Raw genomic sequence first — 15,804 nt, 5'->3', positions numbered from 1 at the left:
GGCCTCCCCGGCGGCGGGGTACTAGCGGGCGGCCTTGCGGCGCGACCCGGGTCGGCGCTCGCTCGGCCGGTAGACCGGCTCCCCGGCGTCGACCGCGGTGTCCCGGCGCCTGGCGCCGAACTCCGCGAGGGCCTGGGCGAGCGCCCCGGCGGACGGCGCGGGCGCCATCACGTCGACCCGCAGGCCGTGCTCCTCGGCGGTCTTGGCGGTGGCCGGGCCGATGCAGGCGATGACGGTGACGTTGTGCGGCTTGCCGGCGATGCCGACGAGGTTGCGCACGGTCGAGGACGAGGTGAACAGCACCGCGTCGAACCCGCCGCCCTTGATCGCCTCGCGGGTCTCGGCCGGCGGCGGCGAGGCGCGCACCGTGCGGTACGCGGTCACGTCGTCGACCTCCCAGCCGAGCTCCACCAGGCCGGCGACGAGCGTCTCGGTGGCGATGTCGGCACGCGGCAGCAGCACCCGGTCGATCGGGTCGAAGACCGGGTCGTAGGGCGGCCAGTCCTCCAGGAGGCCGGCGGCGGACTGCTCGCCGGACGGCACCAGGTCGGGCTTGACGCCGAAGTCGACCAGCGCCTGGGCGGTGGTCTCGCCGACGGCGGCGACCTTGATGCCGGCGAAGGCGCGGGCGTCGAGACCGTACTCCTCGAACTTCTCGCGGACGGCCTTCACGGCGTTGACCGAGGTGAAGGCGATCCACTCGTAGCGGCCCGTGACCAGGCCCTTGATGGCGCGCTCCATCTGCTGCGGGGTCCGCGGCGGCTCCACCGCGATGGTGGGCACCTCCTGCGGCACGGCGCCGTAGCCGCGCAGTTGCTCGGACAGGCCGTGCGCCTGCTCCTTGGTGCGGGGCACGAGGACGTTCCAGCCGAAGAGCGGCTTGGTCTCGAACCACGAGTGGGAGGCCCGGTGGGCGACCTGCTCGCCCACCACGGCTATCACCGAGGTGGCCGGGTCGACGGGGGCCGACACCGGGGACGGCAGCACCCGGGCCGCCTTGAGGTCCGCGGCGATCGAGGCGAGCGTGGCGGTGAAGGTGCGCTGGCGCGTCGTGGTGCCCGAGAGGGTCGCGGAGAGCGGCGACTCGGGCTTGCGGCCGTTGGCGACCAGCGCCGCGGCGGTGGCCGGCAGCTGGCCGAGCGTGGTGCGGACGACCAGGGTGGTCTCCGGTGCGCCGAGGTCGACCCCGTTGCCGGAGACGAGCGCGGCGGCGTCGACGAAGCGCACGTCGGCGCCCTGGCTGCCGCGCAGCGGCACACCGGCGTAGGCCGGCACGCCGACGGACTGGGCGACGCCGGGGATCACCTCGAAGGGGATCGCGGCGCGCGCGCAACAGAGCATCTCCTCGGCGGCACAGCCGTCGAGGCCGGGGTCGCCGTCGACGGTGCGCACCACGTGCTTGCCGGCGCGGACGGCGTCCGCGACCAGCCGGGCGACGTCGAGGTCGGTGTCCTCGGCGGGGCTGTGCACCTGGACGCCGGCCGGGCAGTGCGCGCGGACGGCTACGGCGGTGAGCGGGTCGGCGATCAGGATGTCGGCCGAGGCCAGCACGTCGACCGCGCGCAGGGTGAGGAGACCGGGGTCCCCCGGGCCCGCACCGAGGAAGGTGCAGCGGCCGGCGGGGGCCTGGGGGGTGGACTGGCTCGCAGCGGTGGGGCTCATCGGCTTCGCTCCCCCATCAGGCCGGCCGCTCCCTGTTCGAGCAGCCGGGCAGCGAGCGCGCGGCCGAGGGCCGCCGCCTGCTCCTCGGCCGACTCGTCCAGGACGAGCGGACCGGTGGCGGTCATTCTCAGCAGGGTGGCACCGTCGACGGTGCCGACGACGCCCTCCAGCAGCAGTTCGGTGCCCTGCCACACGGCGAGCGCCCCGACGGGCGCCGAGCAGCCGGCTTCCAGGGCGGCCAGCAGCGCGCGTTCGGCGACGACCGCGGCACGGGTGGGGGTGTGGTCGAGCTCGGCCAGCCGTGCGGCGAGGCCGGGGTCGACGCACTCGACGGCGAGTGCGCCCTGGCCGGGGGCCGGGAGCATCAGCGCGGGGTCGAGGAGTTCGGTGATGTCGCCGCGGCGGCCGAGCCGGTTGAGGCCGGCGGCGGCGAGCACCACGGCGTCGAGCTCGCCCTGCGCGACGTAGCCGACACGGGTGTCGACGTTGCCGCGTATCGGCACGGTCTCCAGGGCGGCGCCGTGGGCCGCGGCCCAGGCGTTGAGCTGGGCCGTGCGGCGCGGCGAGCCGGTGCCGATCCGGACGGGGCGGCCCGCGTCGGCGAGCTTCTCGACGAGCTCCTGCAGGGCGAGGCCGTCGCGGGCGACGAGGGCGTCGCGGACGTCCTCGCGCTCGGGGACCGCCGCGAGCCGCAGGCCGGTGGGGGCGGCGGTCGGGAGGTCCTTGAGCGAGTGCACGGCGAGGTCGATACGGCCTTCGAGGAGTGCGTCGCGCAGGGCGGAGACGAAGACGCCGGTGCCGCCGATCTGCGCGAGCGCCTCACGGGAGGTGTCGCCGTACGTGGTGATCTCCACCAGCTCGACGGGGCGGCCGGTGACCCGGGCGACCTCGCGCGCGACCATGCCGGACTGCGCCATGGCGAGGGCGCTGCGCCGGGTGCCGAGGCGCAGCGGCTGCTCGGGTGCGCCCGGGGGGCTGCTGAGTTGACCATTCATGAGGTGCTCGTCCAGGTCGTGCCGGTGGGGATTGACGGGGTTCATCCGGCCGCACCGCCGAAGGCGGAGGGGCCGGCGCCCGGCGACGCTGCCGGGGTGCCGGAGACGGCGTGCACGGCCGCCGGGTCCAGGTCGAAGAGTTCCCGCAGCGCGTCGGCGTACGAGGCGCCGCCCGGCTCTGCGGCGAGCTGCTTCACCCGCACGGTGGGAGCGTGCAGGAGCTTGTCGACGACGCGGCGCACGGTCTGGCCGATCTCCGCGCGGGCGCGCTCGTCGAGGTCGGGGAGCCGGGCCTCCAGGCGGGTGAGCTCGCCGCTGACCACGTCGGAGGCCATCGAGCGGAGCGCGACCACGGTGGGGGCGATCCTGGCGGCGCGCTGGGCCGCGCCGAAGGCGGCGACCTCGTCGGCGACGATGCCGGTGACGGCGTCGACGTCGCCGGTGCCGGGGGTGGCGGCGGCGTGCGCGTGGGAGAGGCTCTCGATGTCGACGAGCAGGGCGCCGGGGAGTTCGTGCACGTCGTGGTGGACGTCGCGGGGCATCGCCAGGTCGAGGAAGGCCAGCGGGCCCTCGGCGGTGCGGGCGGCGACCGCGGCGGCGGCGTCCTCGGCGGTGATGACGACGCCGGCGGCGCCGGTGCAGGAGATGACGAGGTCGACGTCGGCGAGGGCCTGCGGCACCTTGGCGAAGTCGAGGGTGCGGCCGGTGCCGCCGAGGTTGGCGACGAGGCGCTCGGCGCGCTCGGGGGTGCGGTTGGCGATCAGCAGGTCGGAGACGCCGGCGCGGACGAGGGTGGCGGCGGCCAGGGAGCTCATCGAGCCGGCGCCGACCACGAGGACGCGCTTGCCGGCGACGTCCCCGGTGCGGGCGGCGACCTGCTCCAGGCCGAAGGTGACGAGCGACTGCCCGGCCCGGTCGATGCCGGTCTCGCTGTGGGCGCGCTTGCCGACCCGCAGGGCCTGCTGGAAGAGCTCGTTGAGGCCGCGCCCGGCGGTGTGCTCGTCCTGGGCGCGGGCGAGCGCGTCGCGGAGCTGCCCGAGGATCTGCCCCTCGCCGACGACCATGGAGTCGAGGCCGCAGGCCACCGAGAAGAGGTGGTGGACGGCGCGGTCCTCGTAGTGGACGTAGAGGTGGGAGGTGAGCTCCTCCAGGTCGACGCCGCTGTGGTGGGCGAGCAGCAGGGAGAGCTCGGCGACGCCGGCGTGGAACTTGTCCACGTCCGCGTAGAGCTCGATCCGGTTGCAGGTGTTGACCAGGGCGGCCTCGGCGACCGTGGCGGTGGCCGCGGCGTCGTGCAGCAGACGGGTGGGGACCTCGCCGGTGAGGGCGGCGCGTTCGAGCACGCCGACCGGGGCGGTGCGGTGGCTCAGTCCGACGACGAGCAGGCTCATGCCGGCATCACCGCCTGCACGTCGCCCTCGCCGCCGCCGGGCTTGGCCGGCGGCGCGGCGGCCTTCTTGGCGGCGGTGCCGCGGGCGGCCGGCTCGGCCTTGGCGGTGCCCGCGGCGGCGCGGCGCAGCTTGGCGGCGGCGGCGCGGACGGGGCCGGGGGCCCGGTCGAGCACGGAGTCGGCGGAGTCGGGCTCCTCGCCGGCCTTGCGCTGCTCGTGGAAGGCGAGGATCTGGAGCTCTATGGAGAGGTCGACCTTGCGCACGTCCACGCCGTCCGGGACGGTCAGCACGGTGGGGGCGAAGTTGAGGATGCTGGTGACGCCGGCGTCGACGAGGCGGTCGCAGACCTGCTGGGCCGCGCCGGGCGGGGTGGTGATCACGCCGATGGAGACCTGCTGGCTCTCGACGATCTGCTCCAGCTCGTCCATGTGCCGTACGGGCAGGCCGGCCGCGGTGGAGCCGACGACGCTCGGGTCGGCGTCGAGCAGGGCGGCGACCCGGAAGCCGCGGGAGGCGAAGCCGCCGTAGTTGGCGAGGGCGTGGCCGAGGTTGCCGATGCCGACGATGACGACCGGCCAGTCCTGGGTGAGGCCCAGCTCACGGCTGATCTGGTAGACCAGGTACTCGACGTCGTAGCCGACGCCGCGGGTGCCGTAGGAGCCGAGGTAGGAGAAGTCCTTGCGGAGCTTGGCGGAGTTCACGCCGGCGGCGGCGGCGAGCTCCTCGGAGGAGACCGTGGGGACCGAGCGCTCGGAGAGCGCGGTCAGGGCCCGCAGGTAGAGGGGGAGGCGGGCGACCGTCGCTTCCGGGATGCCCCGGGCGCGCGAGGGTCGGCGCGCGGCGCCGCCGTCGGGCGCCTGCGAACTGCTCTGGGTGGATCGGCCGATTGCCACGGTGCTCCCGAGGGTGAAGCTGGGCTTAGGCAGCCAGGCTATGCGTTTGTGAACGTGTGCACAAAGATGGTGTCCGATTTGTCCCTCCACAGTGATGCGCATCACTCACCGCCCGCCGCCGCCGGCAGGCCGCCGGGCAGCGGAGCGCCGCCCGGCCGCGGCCCCGGCACGGTTCCGCGCGGCAGCAGCGGCACCGCGCCGCCCTCCCCCAGCGACCGGGCCCGTGCCAGCCGCGGCCACGCCACGGGCGTCCCGGCGGACGGCGGCGCGCTGTGGTCGGCGGGCGGGAGGCCGCCGGAGCGGCCGTAGTGGCGGAGCAGGTCGGCGGCGGCCCGGGCGTCACCGAGGGCGGTGTGCGCCGCGTACCGGCCGAGGCCGGCGGCGTCGACGCACGCCGTGAGCCCCCAGCCGGTGGCCGCCGGCAGGCGGGTCCGGGCCAGGCGCATGGTGCAGAGCAGCGGCACCGCCGGCAGCGGCACGCCTATCCGGGCGAACTCGCGTTCGAGGAAGGCGTGGTCGCAGGAGACGTGGTGCCCGACCACGACCCGCCCGGCCAGCAGGTCGAGCAGGTGCGGCGCGACCTCGCGGAACCGCGGGGCGCCGACCACGTCGTCCTGGCTGATCCGGTGCACGTGGGTGGGGCCGACCGGCCCGACCGGGTCGACGAGCGTGGCGAAGGTCTCCTCGGTGCGCAGCCCGTCGTCCAGCAGCACCACGGCCACCTCCACGACCCGGTGCCGCCACGGGCTGCGGCCGGTGGCCTCGACGTCGACGACGGCGTAGCCGCCCATCGCGCCCTCCTTCGCCTGCTGGCCCCCGGGCGGACAAGAACAGGCTCGATCGTAAGCCGACGAATTCACCGGATTCCAAGGTGATCTCTATCGTCTCGGCAACGATTCGGCCGCGCCCCTCCGGGCGGAGGGGCGCGGCCGTGCGGGGCGGGCCGGGGTCAGGCGCCGAGCGCGGCGCGCAGCCGCCGCTCGTCCACCCGCCAGAAGTCGTGCTGACGGCCGTCGACGAGGGTCACCGGGATCTGCTCGGCGTACTCGCGGTACAGCGCCTCGTCCTGGGTGATGTCCTTCTCCTCGAAGGCGGCCCCGAGCTCCCCGGTGACCCGGAGCAGGACGGCCCGGGCGTCGTCGCACAGGTGGCAGCCGGGCTTGCCGATCAGGGTGACCACCCGGTCGGCGGGCTTCTTGTTCTTGTCTCGTCGCAGCAGGCTCACCGTGCCATTGTGCTCCGGCGCCCGGGTCACGCCGTGGACGCGGTCCGTTAACGGCGCCTGCACGCCGCGGTCACGGGACCGCCCTCCGATGCTGGCTATGCTCGGTCCATGGCCGCGCTGAGAAGGCTTCACCTGGCAAGGCGTTCCCCCGACGAGCGGAGCGCCCTGGCGGGCGAGGCCGCCGCCGACGCGGCGGAGGCCGACCTGCTCGTCCGGGCGACGGACACGGAGACGGGGGCGGACGCGGCGGCGGATCCGGAGAAGGGCGGGCGGCCCGACCGGGCCGGGCGCCACCCGAAGGCCCCCGCCGAGGACCACACGCCCACCCCGGACGACCCGCAGGCCGCCGCGTTCTTCGACTGCGACAACACGATCCTGCGCGGCGCGGCGATGTTCTACCTGGGGGTCGGCCTCTATCGCCGCCGCTTCTTCACCCGCCGCGACGTCGCCCGGTTCGTCTGGCAGCAGGCGTGGTTCCGGCTGCACGGCTCGGAGGACCCGGCGCACATCGCCGACGCGCAGGACACCGCCCTCGGGCTGGTCGCGGGAAAGCGGACGGCGGAGCTGGAGCAGATCTGCGAGGAGATCTTCGAGGAGGTGATCGCCGACAAGGTCTGGCCGGGCACCCGCGCCCTCGTGCAGATGCACCTGGACGCCGGCCAGCGGGTGTGGCTCGTCACCGCCGCGCCGCAGGAGATCGCCCGGATCATCGCCCGGCGGCTCGGCATGACCGGCGCGCTCGCCACCGTCGCCGAGACCGCGGACGGCGAGTACACCGGGCGGCTGGTGGGCGGGCTGCTGCACGGCCCGGCGAAGGCCGCGGCGGTACAGGCGCTGGCCCGCCGCGAGCAGCTCGACCTCGGCCGGTGCGCCGCGTTCAGCGACTCCGCCAACGACATCCCGATGCTCAGCCTGGTCGGCCACCCGTACGTGGTGAACCCGGACACCTCGCTGCGCCGGCACGCGCGCGCCCACGGCTGGCGGGTCCGCGACTTCCGGACGGGCCGCAAGGCCGCACGGATCGGCCTGCCGGCCGCGGCCGGCCTCGGTGTCGCCGCCGGGGCGACGGCGGCCGGGCTGGCGATCCACCGGCGCCGCCGCACCGCCTGAGGCCCGGCCCGCACCGTACCCGTCACCTGTCACCCGCCGGCCGTCACCTGTCACCCGTCGGCCGCCGCACCGTCCGGCCGCTCCGGCGCGGGCCCGCAGCCGGGTCCGGCCGGTCCACCCCGCGGCCTCCGCGGCACCTGCCGCGACCTGCGCCGACGTCCGCCGCCCGGGGTCGCCGCGGCGGCGTCCCGCGGGACCACCCGAGCGCCTGTCCGGTACGTGACGACCCCTCACACGTACGAGGGAACCGGCCCGGTCGGGAGCGCTTCACCGATGACCGGAACTGATCGTTCGACACCTCGGGAAAGTTGTGGGTTACCGAGCCGCGAGGCAGGGAAACCGCCCGGCGCCCCCTCGAATCGGTCACAGCAGGTTGTCGTTCGATCACTCGGAGCCAGTCCGTATCGGCCGCCAACGATCAGTACCGGCTGAATATACGCGCCAACCGGATCTCAAACGACCAGTTCCGCCACAGGGTGTAGCCGTCATTGCACAAAGCGTTATTCTTTCCCGGATGCACGGCACCTGCGTGTCCTCCGTCCCGGGGGGACAGGGGGCGTGCACTCCGCACAGGCGGAGGTGACCCGTCCACAGTTCTGCCTCTGGGAGTCCCGTGTACCCACCCGTCCGGAACGACGCGCCAGCCACCTCCCGCCCGTCGACCGCCGCCCTGCGCTCCGGCGCCCGGCTGGACCGGCTGTGGGCCGCCATCCGCGAGTTCCATCTGACCGGCCCGCAGCCGGCCCTGGCCGGGGCCGTGTTCGCCGGGCCGCCCGCCGCCCCGGCCGTGCCGTCCGCGCGCACCGCCGGCCAGGGCCGGCTCCTGCGCTCCACCACCACCCCGGGCTCCGCCACCGGCACCCGCGGCCGCACCCTCGGCGCCCCCGCCCGAAGCCGTGCCAGGACGGACCGCGGCACCGGCGCCGAGGGCGAGCACAACCCCGTCATGGAGCTGGTCGAGCGCGCCCAGGCGGGCGAGAGCGAGGCCTTCGGCGGGCTCTACGACCAGTACGCGGACACCGTGTACCGGTACATCTACTACCGGGTCGGCAGCCGGGCCACCGCCGAGGACCTCACCAGCGAGACCTTCCTGCGCGCCCTGCGCCGGATCGGCACCTTCACCTGGCAGGGCCGCGACTTCGGCGCCTGGCTGGTGACGATCGCGCGCAACCTCGTCGCCGACCACTTCAAGTCCAGCCGGTTCCGGCTGGAGGTCACCACCGGCGAGATGCTGGACTCCAACGAGTGCGAGCGCAGCCCCGAGGAGTCGGTGCTGGAGTCGCTCGCCAACGCGTCGCTGCGCGACGCGGTGCGGCGGCTCAACCCGCAGCAGCAGGAGTGCGTCAACCTCCGCTTCCTGCAGGGCCTCTCGGTCGCCGAGACGGCCCGGATCATGGGCAAGAACGAGGGCGCCATCAAGACGCTCCAGTACCGCGCGGTGCGCACCCTGGCCCGCCTGCTGCCCGCGGACGCCCGGTGAGGGCGACGGCGGGCGCACCCATAACCGACGGCCCGTCACCGGCCCCCGTGCGCGGACACGGGTGGGTGAATACGCGGTCACATGATCAGCCGTGCGTAACCGACTCCCCGCGCCACTCGTTGGCCAACGCGGAAACCACCAACGGGCTCGCGGTCAAGCAGGATCGGAACGCGTCACCCGATGGTGTGGTTTCGGCCCGCCGAGACAACCATCCGGCTGGCCACGGTGTCGACAACGACGAAGGGAGGTGCGGCCCGTGACGGCAAACGTGCTGGAACACCGCCGGGCGAAAGCCTTCGCCGAGGCATTGGAGGCCCACCGGACGGACGACGGCCCGGAGGGCGGCCCCGACGGACCGGAGACCGGCGGCGCCCATCGAGCCGGTTCCGCCGCCATGGCGGATCTGCTCGCCACGGCGGCCCTGCTCACCGAACTGCCCGAGCCGGAGTTCGCGGCGGACGCCAAGGCCGTCCAGCGCGCCCGGCTCATGGCCGCGTTCGAGCAGGCCTACGCGGGTGGCGGCGGCGCCGCGGCGGTGCCGCGACAGCGGCGCCACCACTCCGCCCGCGCGTCCCGCGGCCGGTGGGGCCGGCGGCTGGCGATCGGCGGCCTGGTCGCCGGTGTCGCGGTGGGCAGCTTCGCCGGGGCGGCGACCGCCAGCGGCAACGCGCTGCCGGGCGACGCGCTGTACGGCATGAAGCGCGGACTGGAGGGCCTGCGGCTCGACTGGGCGGGCTCCGACTCCGAGCGTGGCGCGCTGCTGCTCCAGCAGGCCTCGGCCCGCCTCGACGAGGCGCAGAGCCTGCTCCAGCGGTCCGGTTCGCCGGAGGCCCTCAGCCCGGGCACGGTCGAGCAGGTCAGGCGGGCGCTCGACGAGATGCACGCCGAGGCCGTCCGCGGCCGCGACCTGCTGCGCTCGGTCTACCGCAGCAACGGCTCGCTCGCCCCGATGCGGCAGCTCGCCTCCTTCGCCGACGGCGAGGACGACCGCTGGGCCAGCCTGCACGACCGGCTGCCCGGCCAGCTCGGCGCGCAGGCCGACAAGGTCGACGAGCTGTTCAGCGACATAAGCGAGGACGTCGCGCCGCTGCGGCTCGACCCGCCGGGCACCGGCGGTCAGAGCGGCACGGGCAGCGGCCAGGGCGGAGGCTCGTCCGACGGCTCGGGCTCGGGCTCCGGCCGGGGCGGCGCGGGAGCGCCGACGACGCACGGCAACGGCACCGCCCCCGGCGGGGCGGCACCGGGCGGCGCCCAGCAGGGTGTCGGCGGGCTGGTCGACGGGCTGACCAGCGGCCTCACCGGTGGCGCGGCGAGCGCCTCGCCGACCCCGGGCGCCACCACCGGCGCGGGCGCCTCACCGGCGCCGGACGGAACGTCCACCCCCGCACCGGAGGGTCCCGGCATCACCATCCCGCCGCTGATCCCCGGTCTGCTGCCGGGCCTCACCCTCGGCTGAGTCCGGCCCGCCGCCGCGGCGGCCGTGGGAATCCCGAGCTCCCACGGCCGCCGCGGCGTCGTCGTCGGACCTGCCGTCGGACCTGCCGCGGCGGGCGCGCGCAACGGGCGCCCGGTACGCGGTCCGTACCGCGCCCGGGCGCCGAGAGGAAGACCGCCCGGGCGCCGGGCTCAGAAGAAGACCGACCGCCGCTGCACGAGCAGCGTGTACAGCGTGTGCTGGATGGTCTCGCGCACCTGGTCGGCGAGGTTGAAGACCAGCATCGGGTCGTCCGCGGCCTCCCGCGGGTAGCCGTCCGTCGGGATCGGCTCGCCGAACTGGATCGTCCACTTCGTGGGCAGCGGGATCGCCCCGAGCGGCCCGAGCCACGGGAAGGTCGGCGTGACCGGCACGTACGGCAGCCCCAGCAGCCGGGCCAGCGAGCGGACGTTGCCGATCATCGGGTACGTCTCCTCGGCGCCGACGATCGAGCACGGCACGATCGGCACGCCGGCCCGCAGGGCGGACGAGACGAAGCCGCCGCGGCCGAAGCGCTGCAGTTTGTAGCGCTCGGAGAACGGCTTGCCGATGCCCTTGAAGCCCTCCGGCCAGACGCCGACGACCTCGCCGCGCTCCAGGAGCGCCTGGGCGTCCTCGTTGCACGCCAGGGTGTGACCCGCCTTGCGGGCCAGCTCGTTGACGATCGGCAGCACGAAGACGAGGTCGGCGGCGAGCATCCGCAGGTGCCGCTTCTGCGGATGGTGGTCGTGGATGGCGACCTGGGTCATCAGCGCGTCGAGCGGCACGGTGCCGGAGTGGTTGGCGACGATCAGCACGCCGCCCTCGGCGGGGATGTTCTCCGCGCCGCGCACCTCCACCCGGAAGTACTTCTCGGCGAGCGGCCGCAGCAGCGAGAGGAACACCTCCTCGGTGAGCTCCCGGTCGAAGCCGAACTCGTCGATCTCGTAGTCGCCGGTGATGCGGCGTCGCAGGAAGCCCAGGCCGCTCGCCGCGCGGTCCTCCCAGCCCTTGCCGAGCACCTTGGTGGCGGTCGCGCCGAGCTGGCCCGCCAGGGCCCCGCCCAGGGCGTCCGCGATGCGGTCGGCGACGCCTCCGCGGGCCTCGCCGGGGTGCCAGCTGGGTGCGGACTCGATCGGAATGACCTTGGCCTCGGCCGGTTCGGTCCTGCGGGCTGCGGTCATCGCGGCATCGGCTCCTCGGTGGTTCGGACGTCCCCGCGGCCGAGCAGGGCGGCCAGGCGGTCGGTGGCGGCGGCGAGCCGCTCGGGCGGCAGCAGGCCGCTCCCGCGGGCCGCCGCGAAGTCGGCGAAGGCCTCCGCCGTGGTGTAGCGCGGCGTGTGGCCGAAGGTCTCGCGGAGCTGCGCGGTGTCGACCACCCGCCCGTGGGTGAGCAGCTGGATCAGCTCGGGCGAGATGTCGGCGGCCCTGGTCTGCCGGGCCAGCCCGGCGACCACGCCGAGGGCCGTCCGCAGCAGCGGCACGGTGGGCCGGCCGAGCCGGCGGGCGCACTGCGAGAGCAGCAGCACGCCGTCCCCGGCGACGTTGAAGGTGCCGGTGTTGGCGGTGCCGGGGCGCGGGTCGAGGGCGGCGAGGCGGAGCACCTCGACGGCGTCGTCCTCGTGGACGAACTGCAGGCGGGGGTCGCGGCCGAGCACGGTGGGCAGCACCGGCAGGGAGAAGTAGGCGCAGAGCGGGGTGTCGCCCGCCGGGCCGACGATGTTGGCGAAGCGCAGCACGGTCACGGCGACGTCGGGGCGGCGCCGGGCGAAGCCGCGCACGTAGCCCTCGACCTCGGCGGCGTCGCGGGCGAAGCCGCCCGCCGGGAGCCCCTTGGGCTGCATGCGCTCGCCGAAGACGGCCGGGTCGCGCGGGGCCGAGCCGTACACGCCGGTGGTCGACTTCACCACGAGGCGGCGCACCCCGGGGGCCTTCTGGCAGGCACCGAGCAGCTGCATGGTGCCGATGACGTTGGTCTCCTTGACGGCGGGCCGGCCGCCGGGGCCCATCGCGGAGACGTTGAGGTGCACGACGGTGTCGACGCCGTGGTCGGCGACGACCCGGGCGACGGCGGGACGGCGCAGGTCGACGCGGACGAACTCGACGCCCGCCGGGAGGTCCTCGCCCGGCGGCCGGACGTCCAGCCCGACCACCCGGTCGACGCCTTCGGATCGGGCGATCGCGGCCGCGAAGCGGGCCCCGAGGTGCCGGGCCACACCGGTCACGAGCACGGTTCTGCCCACGCTGCTGCGCCTCCTCGGTTTCGCCCTGCGTGCACCGTACCGTGCGGATGTTTCGGGGCTGCGCGGGCGCCACGCCGTCCGCGTGCACCGGGCCCGGACACGTCACTGCCCGCCCGGGCTGGGCCCGGGCGGGCAGTGCGGACACCTGGTGCGCGCGAGGCGGCCATCGGTGTAGCGGCTGGCCCCCCGCGTGAGCGGGAAGTAGTCCGGCCGCGGGTTACTTCTTGTTGCGACGCTGCACGCGAGTCCGCTTCAGAAGCTTGCGGTGCTTCTTCTTGGCCATACGCTTGCGACGCTTCTTGATGACAGAGCCCACGGAACAACCCTCGCTCACTCGGACCCCGTCCATGGGAGACGGGAGTCCATACGACTGACGGAGGGCCTAGCCTACCTTCCGCTCCGGGTAAGCCGTAATCCTGGCCTGTCCGTGTCCGGCCTACGCGCTTTCGAGACGCACGTAGGACTCCTTCAGATACGCGTGGACCGCCTGCTCGGGGACACGGAAGGAGCGCCCGACCCGGATGGCCGGGAGCTCTCCGCTGTGCACCAGCCGGTACACCGTCATCTTGGAGACCCTCATGACCGCGGCCACTTCGGCCACGGTCAGGAAGGCGACTTCCTGCAGGGGGCGTTCGCCGGAACTCATGACCATCACCCGACCCTTACCCGTGTGCAAGGCACCGGCTTCCCCTCCGGTGACTCCACCGGCACACGTGTATCCCCAGAGTAGTTATGGGTGGTACCAGTGGGAAGAGGGGGATGCCCAGTCTCTGTACGGTGCGGCATCCCCCCGTTGCAGTACGTAGCCGATCGGCGTCTGGCGCAGAAGGACCGGGCCCGAACGGCCCCCGCGGGCGTGCGGGAGCACGGGCCCGGCGCGCGGGGCGCACCGGGCCGGTTGGGTCAGGGCAGCATGCCGTGGTGCGGCAGGACGGCCCGGCGGGCGGCGAGGATCGCCTGGTCGAGGCGGGAGGCCGGGTCGTAGCCGTGCTCGTGGAAGTCCCGCCAGTCCGCGGGGGCGCCGTCGGTCATCCGCAGCGGCGCCTGCTGCCGGGTGCGGCGGTACACCTCCGCGCGCCACTCCTCCGGGGTTTCGGCCGCGGGGTCGACGGGTCGCCCGGCGGCGGTGGCGACCAGGTGCGTCCAGGTCCGCGGGACGACGTCGACCACGGCGTAGCCGCCCCCGCCGAGGGCGACCCAGCGGCCGCCGGCGTGCTCGTGGGCGAGCCGGTGGAGCGATTCGGCGACCACGCGCTGGGCGTCGACGGTGACGGCGAGGTGCGCGAGCGGGTCCTCGACGTGGGTGTCGGCGCCGTGCTGGGAGACGATCACCTGCGGGCGGAACCCGGCGAGCAGGTCGGGCACGAGGGCGTGGAAGGCGCGCAGCCAGCCGGCGTCGCCGGTGCCGGCGGGCAGCGGCAGGTTGGCGGCGCTGCCGGGGGCGTCCTCGCCGCCGGTCTCGGTGGACCAGCCGGTCTCCGGGAAGAGCGTCGCCGGGTTCTCGTGCAGCGAGACCGTCAGCACCCGCGGGTCGTTCCAGAAGGCCTGCTGCACGCCGTCGCCGTGGTGCACGTCGACGTCGACGTAGGCGACGCGCTCCGCACCGAGCTCCAGCAGCCGGGCGACGGCCAGCGCGGGGTCGTTGTAGACGCAGAACCCGGAGGCGCGGTCCGGCATGGCGTGGTGCAGGCCGCCGGCGAAGTTCACCGCGTGCCGGGCCTCGCCGCGCCACACCGCCTCGGCGGCGGCGACGGACTGCCCGGCGATCAGGGCGGAGGCGGTGTGCAGGGCCGGGAAGGCCCAGTTGTCGTCGGTGCCCAGGCCGTGGCGGAGGTCGGTGCCGGCCGGGTCGTCGGCGGCCCGGCGGACGGCCGCGATGTACTCGGCGGTGTGCACCAGGCGGAGGGTGGAGTCGCCGGCGGCGGGGGCGGAGCGCAGGGTGACCCCGGGGCCGCTGCTGAGGCCGTACGCGTCGACGAGGTGCTTGGTGAGCGCGAGCCGGGTGGGGTCCATGGGGTGACCGGGGCCGAAGTCGTACGCGGTCACCGCGTCGTCCCAGAAGAGGTGCAGGCCGCAGGAGGTGTCACGCTCGGCGTCGGGCATGCCTCCACCGTAGTGGGTGCGCGCGGGTGGGCCGCACGGGGTTCAGGGCGTGCGGACGGGCTCGGTGACCTGCGGGGCCGGTGCGGGCGCGAAGTGCCCGGCGAGCGGTACGACGAGCAGCACGAGCAGCATCGGGGCGAGCATCGCGACCCGGTACGAGCCCGCGTCGCCGATCGCGCCGACCAGGGGCGAGCCGATCAGGAAGCCGACGTAGTTGAAGAGGTTGAGGCGGGCGACGGCGGCGTCCGAGCCGTCCGGGAAGAGCCGCCCGCCGGCCGCGAAGACCTGCGGGATGATCGCGCAGAGGCCGAACCCGAGCAGGGTGAACGCCGCGATGCCCGCCCACGGGGCCGGGGCGACCGCGGCGGCCAGGAAGCCGAGCGCGGCGGTGGCGGCGCCTATCCGCACCACCGGCACGGCGCCGAACCGCTGGACGGCGCGGTCGCCGACGGTGCGGCCGGCGAGCATCGCCACCATGTAGCCGAGGTAGGCGAGCTTGGCGACGTCGTCGGGGCTGTGCAGGGTGTCGGTGAGGTACTTGACGCTGTAGTTGGAGACCGACGCGTCCGCGATGTAGGCGAACGCCATCACCGCGCAGAGCGGCAGCAGCGGGCGCCACGGGATGGACCGCCCGGCGGCCTCCACGGCCTCGCGGACGGCGTCGCCCAGCTCGGCCGGTCCGGGGAAGCGGGTGCCGGCGAGCAGCGCCGCGGGGACGAGCACCGCGGCGGCGCCGCCGAACAGCACGGCGAGCGACACGCCGCCGTGCGCGCCGAGGCCGGCCACCGCCGCACCGGCGATGCCGCCCAGGCTGAACGCGGCGTGGAAGCCGAGCATGATGCTGCGCCCGTAACGGTGCTGCAGGCCGACGCCGAGCATGTTCATCGAGGCGTCCAGGGCGCCCACCAGCAGGCCGAACGCGGCCAGCGCGAGGGCGAGCTGCCACAGCTCCGAGCCGAGCCCGACGGCGGCCAGGGCGAGGCACACGGCGGGCTGCACGACCCGCAGGACGACGCGGGCACCGACCCGCCCGGCCAGCCGTTCGGACGCGATGGAGCCGGCCCCGGCGAGCACCGGCACGGCGGCCAGGAAGACCGGCAGCAGGGCGTCGCCCAGCCCGTACTGCCGCTGGATCTCCGGGATGCAGGTGACGAGCAGGGCGAAGGCCACGCCCTGCAGCAGGAAGCTCGCGGCGAGGGCGGCACGGGCCTGCCGGAGGCGTCCTGCGGTTGATGCCTGCATCAGAACCC

15 protein-coding genes are annotated in these 15,804 nt (G+C 75.1%); 3 read left to right on the top strand and 12 right to left on the bottom strand.

The annotated features are described in order from the left end of the window. Nucleotides 1-21: 21 nt before the first annotated feature. The 6 genes from OG335_RS21625 to OG335_RS21600 all read right to left on the bottom strand — a co-directional run bounded on the left by OG335_RS21625 (nucleotide 22) and on the right by OG335_RS21600 (nucleotide 6,166). On the bottom strand, nucleotides 22-1,662 hold the full coding sequence (locus OG335_RS21625) for a uroporphyrinogen-III synthase (protein WP_405012771.1): 1,641 nt from the start codon (nucleotides 1,660-1,662) through the stop codon (nucleotides 22-24). Continuing rightward, nucleotides 1,659-2,657, bottom strand: coding sequence for a hydroxymethylbilane synthase (gene hemC, locus OG335_RS21620; protein ID WP_405015480.1), 999 nt, complete (start codon nucleotides 2,655-2,657; stop codon nucleotides 1,659-1,661). Before hemC ends, OG335_RS21625 begins: the two co-directional genes overlap by 4 nt. Nucleotides 2,658-2,698: 41 nt before the next feature. Beyond that, nucleotides 2,699-4,048: a glutamyl-tRNA reductase gene (locus OG335_RS21615; RefSeq protein WP_405012770.1), complete on the bottom strand. Its 1,350-nt coding sequence runs from the start codon at nucleotides 4,046-4,048 to the stop codon at nucleotides 2,699-2,701. Beyond that, nucleotides 4,045-4,935 carry a redox-sensing transcriptional repressor Rex gene (locus OG335_RS21610; protein ID WP_405015479.1) on the bottom strand — a complete coding sequence of 297 codons (891 nt, stop codon included), beginning with the start codon at nucleotides 4,933-4,935 and terminating at the stop codon, nucleotides 4,045-4,047. Before OG335_RS21610 ends, OG335_RS21615 begins: the two co-directional genes overlap by 4 nt. 107 nt (nucleotides 4,936-5,042) lie before the next feature. Beyond that, nucleotides 5,043-5,732, bottom strand: a complete 690-nt coding sequence (locus tag OG335_RS21605) for an exonuclease domain-containing protein (RefSeq protein WP_405012769.1) — start codon at nucleotides 5,730-5,732, stop codon at nucleotides 5,043-5,045. A 158-nt stretch (nucleotides 5,733-5,890) separates the two neighbouring features. Beyond that, nucleotides 5,891-6,166, bottom strand: a complete 276-nt coding sequence (locus OG335_RS21600) for a glutaredoxin family protein (protein ID WP_405012768.1) — start codon at nucleotides 6,164-6,166, stop codon at nucleotides 5,891-5,893. Between the two features lie 108 nt (nucleotides 6,167-6,274). Here OG335_RS21600 and OG335_RS21595 point away from each other — a divergent pair, with 108 nt between their 5' ends. From OG335_RS21595 to OG335_RS21585, 3 genes are all read left to right on the top strand, one after another. Further along, a complete protein-coding gene (locus OG335_RS21595; RefSeq protein ID WP_405012767.1) occupies nucleotides 6,275-7,276 on the top strand; it encodes an HAD family hydrolase in 1,002 nt (333 codons plus the stop codon). A gap of 724 nt (nucleotides 7,277-8,000) precedes the next feature. Further along, nucleotides 8,001-8,756: an ECF subfamily RNA polymerase sigma factor, BldN family gene (locus OG335_RS21590; RefSeq protein ID WP_405015478.1), complete on the top strand. Its 756-nt coding sequence runs from the start codon at nucleotides 8,001-8,003 to the stop codon at nucleotides 8,754-8,756. 256 nt (nucleotides 8,757-9,012) lie between these two features. After that, a complete protein-coding gene (locus OG335_RS21585; protein WP_405012766.1) occupies nucleotides 9,013-10,212 on the top strand; it encodes a DUF5667 domain-containing protein in 1,200 nt (399 codons plus the stop codon). 170 nt (nucleotides 10,213-10,382) lie between these two features. Here OG335_RS21585 and OG335_RS21580 read toward each other — a convergent pair whose 3' ends face one another. The 6 genes from OG335_RS21580 to OG335_RS21555 all read right to left on the bottom strand — a co-directional run bounded on the left by OG335_RS21580 (nucleotide 10,383) and on the right by OG335_RS21555 (nucleotide 15,796). Continuing rightward, the gene (locus OG335_RS21580; protein ID WP_405012765.1) at nucleotides 10,383-11,393 is read right to left on the bottom strand and encodes a lysophospholipid acyltransferase family protein; all 1,011 of its coding nucleotides are present in this window, start codon (nucleotides 11,391-11,393) and stop codon (nucleotides 10,383-10,385) included. Then, nucleotides 11,390-12,451, bottom strand: coding sequence for an NAD-dependent epimerase/dehydratase family protein (locus tag OG335_RS21575; protein ID WP_405012764.1), 1,062 nt, complete (start codon nucleotides 12,449-12,451; stop codon nucleotides 11,390-11,392). The genes OG335_RS21580 and OG335_RS21575 overlap by 4 nt, the downstream gene beginning before the upstream one ends. 217 nt (nucleotides 12,452-12,668) lie before the next feature. Then, complete coding sequence (locus OG335_RS21570; protein ID WP_003948845.1) at nucleotides 12,669-12,767, bottom strand: 30S ribosomal protein bS22; 99 nt, start codon at nucleotides 12,765-12,767, stop codon at nucleotides 12,669-12,671. A 120-nt stretch (nucleotides 12,768-12,887) separates the two neighbouring features. After that, complete coding sequence (locus tag OG335_RS21565; RefSeq protein WP_405012763.1) at nucleotides 12,888-13,097, bottom strand: helix-turn-helix domain-containing protein; 210 nt, start codon at nucleotides 13,095-13,097, stop codon at nucleotides 12,888-12,890. Between the two features lie 257 nt (nucleotides 13,098-13,354). After that, the gene (locus tag OG335_RS21560) at nucleotides 13,355-14,554 is read right to left on the bottom strand and encodes an acetoin utilization protein AcuC (protein WP_405012762.1); all 1,200 of its coding nucleotides are present in this window, start codon (nucleotides 14,552-14,554) and stop codon (nucleotides 13,355-13,357) included. Nucleotides 14,555-14,596: 42 nt separating this feature from the next. Next, nucleotides 14,597-15,796 (bottom strand): MFS transporter, encoded by a 1,200-nt coding sequence (locus OG335_RS21555; RefSeq protein ID WP_405012761.1) that lies wholly within the window; start codon nucleotides 15,794-15,796, stop codon nucleotides 14,597-14,599. Nucleotides 15,797-15,804: the final 8 nt, after the last annotated feature.

It is taken from the genome of Kitasatospora sp. NBC_01539 (assembly GCF_045040525.1).
Lineage (GTDB): Bacteria > Actinomycetota > Actinomycetes > Streptomycetales > Streptomycetaceae > Kitasatospora.
The sequence above is the reverse complement of the archived record's forward strand: the minus strand, read 5'-3'. Positions and strand labels throughout refer to the sequence as shown.